Source organism: Nocardia sp. NPDC004582, from assembly GCF_053602115.1.
Map to the genome: position 1 here is coordinate 1 of NZ_JBSGCY010000246.1, position 4,963 is coordinate 4,963.

Sequence of the window (4,963 nt, forward strand, 5' to 3'; positions counted from 1 at the left end):
GGAGCGTCCACACCGCACACTCAGCACGACTGACATCAGCACGACTGATAACGGACCGGGCCCCGGCGAGGGTGCTGCAACACCGTCGCCGAACCAGCCGATTTCGGCACAGCGGTATCCGCTTCGGCCACGGCCGCTTCGGCCACGGCCGCTTCGGGTACCGCGGCTTCGGCCACGGCGGCTTCGGCCACGGCCGCTTCGGGTACCGCGGCTTCGGCCACGGCGGCTTCAGGTACGGCGGCCTTGGGTTCCGCGACGTCGACGGCCGCGACTTCGGTCTTCTCGATGGCGACGGCCCCCGCCGGGGTCTCGCCGATGTCGGGGGTCTCGTCCGGGTGCCGCTCGATGGTGTTGTCGCTCATGGGAAGTCTCCTAACGGGGGACAGGCTGGGACAGTTCGTTGCCGGTGGCCCCCGGCGGTGTGGTGGCCCCGTTGTCGGGCAGGTCGGGTCGCGGCGCGTTGGCGGACCCGCGGACCTGCAGGGCCGGATCGCCGGTGACGCAGTAGTTGTAGAGCCGCACCCGGGTGTCGGCCTGAATGTTGGTCGGTACCACCGGGATGGTCTGGTAGTCGCAGCTGGGCCGCGGCCACGGATCGACCAGCGTGTTGTACGCGCCGTCGTGCGCGGGGACGCCGAGCGCCTGCGATCCGGCGCGCAGGGCGGGGAAGAGCGCGGCGATGGCGGGCGCGCGCAGTGTGGCCGCGCGGGTGACGGCGACGAAGTTGGTCACCAGATTCGTGATGGGGTCCTGGGTTTCGGAGATGAACCCGTTGAGGGTCGCCAGCCGGCCGGGCCCCTGCTGGAGCAGTGTGCGCAATTCCTGGTCGGCGGAGGCGAACTGGTCGAACAGCACGCTGCCCGCCTTGGTCAGGGTGCCCAGGTCGGGCTGCGCGTGCTGGGTGGTGCCGGCGATGACCTCGAGGTTCTCGATCAGCTGCCGGGTCTGCGGCAGCAGGTCGGTGAGGCCCGCCATGGCCCGGCTCAGCCCGGAGATCATGTTGCGCAATCGATCCGGGCCGCCGGCCAGGGCCTTGTCCAGTTCGTCGACGATCACGGTGAGCCGGTCGGGGTTCATGCCGCCGACGAGATCGCCGAGATTGCCGAACACCGATTGGATCTGCACCGGCACGCTGGTGTGCGCCCGCTCGACCAGTGACCCGTCGTGCAGGTAGGGACCGGTATCGGAGTCGGGCCGGAAGTCCAGATATTGTTCCCCGGCCGCCGAGAGCCGCCCCACCGCCACGGTCCCGCCGAGCGGAATCCGGGCGCTGTCGTCGATCTCGGCGACCGCGGCCACTCCGTCGCCGGCGACGTGCACATCGCTGACCCTGCCGACCCGGCTGCCCCGGAAGGTCACGTCATTGCCGGGTAGCAGCCCGCCCGAGGTCGCGAGTTCCACGGTCACCGAGTAGGTGTGTGGAATCGGGTTGAACCGCAGCACGTAGCCGCCGATATAGCCCGATCCGAGGATCAGCACCACGATCAGCCCGACATTGGCGATGGCGATCCGGCGTCGCACCACCCATTGCCACAGTGGCGGATTCATCGATCCCCTCCCTGCTCCGGCTGGGTCTCGGACTGGCCCGGCTGTATGCCGGGCGGTCGCGGCGGGCTGGTGAGCCGTCCGAACACCTTCTCCAGCACTTGTGTCAGACTGCCGATGAACTGCCCGGCGTCACCGAGCTCCGGCCACCGGCTGCCGTGCGGGTCGGTCAGCGCGCCCACACTGAGGTAGGACACCGTCGCCGCCACCGCGAGCGCCGGACCGCGCAGGCTGGCCATCAGCGACGGATAGATGGCGTGCAGCCCGTCCAACGCCCCGGTCAGCTGGTCGCTCTGCGCGAAGCCGGACATGAGGGCCTGAATGCTGTTGAACAGCCCCACGAAATCGCCGCCGGTGGTGGTGGCGAAGTCGCCGAGCGCGTCGGTGGTGATGGCCACCTTGGCCAGTAGGTCCACGATCTGCTGATTGTTCTCGGTGAGCAGTGCGATCAACGCCGGGAAGGTGTCGGCGGCCGCGCCGAGTTGCGCCTTGCGCCTCGCGAGTTCACCGGAGAGCGTGTTCATTCCGCCGAGGACGGAGTCGATATCGCCGGTGCGGGCGTTGAGCGCGCCGATGGCGGCGGTCATCTCGGTGATCAGGTGCGAGAGTTCGGGGGCGCGCCCGCCGAACATGGAGTTCATCTCGCCGGTGATCTTGGCGGCCTGATTGATGCCGCCGCCGTTGAGCAGCAGTGAGATCGACATCATGAGTTGTTCGACCGAGGCTCCCGCCGCGGTGTGGTCGGTGCCGATGGTGTCGCCGTCGTGCAACGGCTCCCCGGCGTCGGCGGCCGAGGGCAGGGTCATGGCGACGAACATGTCGCCGAGCGGGGTGGCTTGGCGCAGTTCGACGGTGGTGCCGCGGGGCAGCCGGATGTCCTCGCGGATCAGCATGCGCACGTCGGCGAGGAAGTTGGTGGTCTCGATCTTGGTGACCACCCCGATATCGGTGCCGCCGATCTTGACGTGCGCGTGGTCGGGCAGGTTCAGCGCGTCGGCGAAGGCCGCGTGCACGGTGTAACCGGGTGCGCCCAGGCCCGGTTTGGGCATCGGGAGGCTGTCCACGGTGACCGCGCACCCGGTGGCGGTGAGCAGCGTGGCGGCGGTCAGGACGCCGCCGAGAGCCGTTGTGCGTCGTGTCATTTCAGGTTCGTGATCCCCAGTAGTGCGGCGGTGATGCCGAAGTCGGGTCCGAAGTCGGCCACCTTGCCGGTACGGCAGCCGTCCAGCCGCATCTGGATGCGCTCGCAGAAGGTGGACAGGATCTCCCCGTCGAGCACCGACTTGTCCAGCAGCCCATGCAGCCGCAGCGCCTGATGTTCGGTGCTGGTGGCATTGGCCAGGTTCTGGAACATGAGCGGCCCGACGTCCACGATCTCGGTGAGGCCGCGGGCATTGGCGCGCATCTGATCGGTGATGGCCACGAAGCGGGTCAGCGCCCCGGCCAGCTGCTCCTTGTTCTGCCCCACCAGGGTCGCGGTATTGGTGACGAAGTCGTCGAGCTGGCGCAGTACCGCGTCGATACCGGGGGCCTGCTCGCCCATCAGGTTCACCAGTTCGGTGAGCCGGCCGCTGAAGTCGCGCACGGTCTGATCGTTGGCAGCGATCACCTGGGTGATGTCATTGAGTTTGACGATGGTGTTGGAGATCTGGTCCTTGTTGGCGAAGGTCACCTCGAAGGCGCCCGACAGCTGGTCCAGGGTCTGGCGCAGCTTGTCGCCATTGCCGTTGAGCAGCGGGAACAGCACCCGGCTGGCCATCGGGCCGGTGGTGTTGTCGCCTTTGAGCGCATCGCCGAGCTGGGAGAAGGTGGCCAGGATCCGATCGAGTTCGACCGGAACCCGGGTGCGCTGCATCGGAATATAGGCCCCGTCGGCGAGGGTCGGGCCGTCGCCGGTGTAGGCCGGAGTCAACTCCACGTGACGATTCGTGATCAACTGTGGATTCACCAGCGCCGCAATGGCATCGGCCGGAATCTTCACGTCCTTGTCCAGTGACATGGTGACCTGGACGTAACTGCCCTTGGGCGTGACGGTTTCGACGGTCCCGATCGGAACCCCCAGCACCGCCACCTCATTGCCCGCGTACAGGCCCGCCACGCTCTCGAAATCCGCGGTGACCTTCATGCGCGCGCCCAGGTATTCCTCGGGCAGTGAGCCGATCGAATCGGGCAGCAGCCCGCACGCCGAGGTGAGCAGCAGCGCGCCGCATACCGCGGCCAGCCGGAATCGTCTGCGTAATCGCATCACTTGCACCCCTGCACGGCCTGCGCGAAGCAGAGCCAGTTGTCCGGGAACAGCCACGGCGCGTACACGTTTCCGTACGGCCCGTCGCCGAGCACATTGTTGAACTGCCGCAAGGTCACCGGCATGATCTGGTACAGCCGCGCCAGATTGTCCTTGTTCTTGTCCAGGCCCTCCGACATGGTGTTCAGGTCGGTGATGAGCGGCCCGAGCTGGTTGTTGTTCTCGAGTCCCATCTGCTGCAACAGCTTCGACAGCGAAGCGACATTGTCGAGCAGCTGTTTGAGCAGCGTCTGCCGCTTCTGGACCGCGCTGCCGATGGCCTCACCCCGGGTCAGCAGCATGAGCACGCTGTTCTGATTGTCCGAGGCCAGCTGCGAGACGGTGTCCATGCCTTTGAGCAGGGTGTCCACCTCGCCGCGGCGATCATTGATCACCTTCGCGAGCGCGCCCACGCTGTCGAGAGCCTGGACGGTCAGCTCGGGGGAGTTGCCCATCTGCTGGTCCACCAGATCCAGTGCGGTGCGCAGTTTCTGCGGATCCAGTTTCTCGACGCGTTCGAAGGCGTTCTTGTACTGCGGATCCTGGACGACCTTGCCCAGGTTGTAGGGCACCGAGGTGTGGTCGAGCTTGATCCGGTCCCCGGGCAGGGTCCGTCCGCTGCCCGGGGTGAGCTCCACGTGCAGGCGGCCCAGGATGGTGGACATCTTGATGGCGGCGCGGGCATCGTCACCGAGTTCGATCTGCCGGTGCACCTTCATGTCGACGAGCACCTTGCCGTTGTCCAGCTTCACGGTGCTGACCTGACCGACCTCGATGCCGGAGACATCCACCGTCGCGCCCGGCCGCAACCCGGCGGCCTGGGCGAACTCGGCGTGAATGGTCTTGTCGCCCACGTGCGCCTGCTCGATCAGGGTGGATCCGGCCAGCAGCGCCACCACGAATCCGGACGCGAACAGACCCAGCCGCAGCGGCCGGTTGGCCAGGAAGCCCGGGGAGCGAAGCCGCCTCATCGGCACACCTCCGAATGTGATTGGCCGCCGATCTGGTTGAACAGGCCCGGCGGCAGCAGTACGCCCCACAGGGAGACGTCCAGGCTGCACAGGTACGCGTTGCCGTAGGCGCCGTAGCTGCTGAACCGCGCGACGCCATTGAGGACGTCGGGCAGTTCGACGG

5 protein-coding genes and 1 pseudogene are annotated in these 4,963 nt (G+C 67.4%); all 6 read right to left on the minus strand.

Features of this window, described 5'->3' with window-relative positions:
- Positions 1–35: 35 nt before the first annotated feature.
- Positions 36–362: a hypothetical protein gene (locus ACWELJ_RS33235; RefSeq protein WP_452370033.1), complete on the minus strand. Its 327-nt coding sequence runs from the start codon at positions 360–362 to the stop codon at positions 36–38.
- A gap of 10 nt (positions 363–372) precedes the next feature.
- Positions 373–1,548: an MCE family protein gene (locus ACWELJ_RS33240; RefSeq protein ID WP_452370034.1), complete on the minus strand. Its 1,176-nt coding sequence runs from the start codon at positions 1,546–1,548 to the stop codon at positions 373–375.
- Positions 1,545–2,687, minus strand: coding sequence for an MCE family protein (locus ACWELJ_RS33245; protein ID WP_452370035.1), 1,143 nt, complete (start codon positions 2,685–2,687; stop codon positions 1,545–1,547). Before ACWELJ_RS33245 ends, ACWELJ_RS33240 begins: the two co-directional genes overlap by 4 nt.
- Positions 2,684–3,790: an MCE family protein gene (locus tag ACWELJ_RS33250; protein ID WP_452370036.1), complete on the minus strand. Its 1,107-nt coding sequence runs from the start codon at positions 3,788–3,790 to the stop codon at positions 2,684–2,686. Before ACWELJ_RS33250 ends, ACWELJ_RS33245 begins: the two co-directional genes overlap by 4 nt.
- A complete protein-coding gene (locus ACWELJ_RS33255; RefSeq protein WP_452370037.1) occupies positions 3,790–4,800 on the minus strand; it encodes an MlaD family protein in 1,011 nt (336 codons plus the stop codon). The genes ACWELJ_RS33250 and ACWELJ_RS33255 overlap by 1 nt, the downstream gene beginning before the upstream one ends.
- A pseudogene (locus tag ACWELJ_RS33260) lies at positions 4,797–4,963 on the minus strand (mammalian cell entry protein); the annotation flags it as partial. The pseudogene ACWELJ_RS33260 and the gene ACWELJ_RS33255, both read right to left, overlap by 4 nt.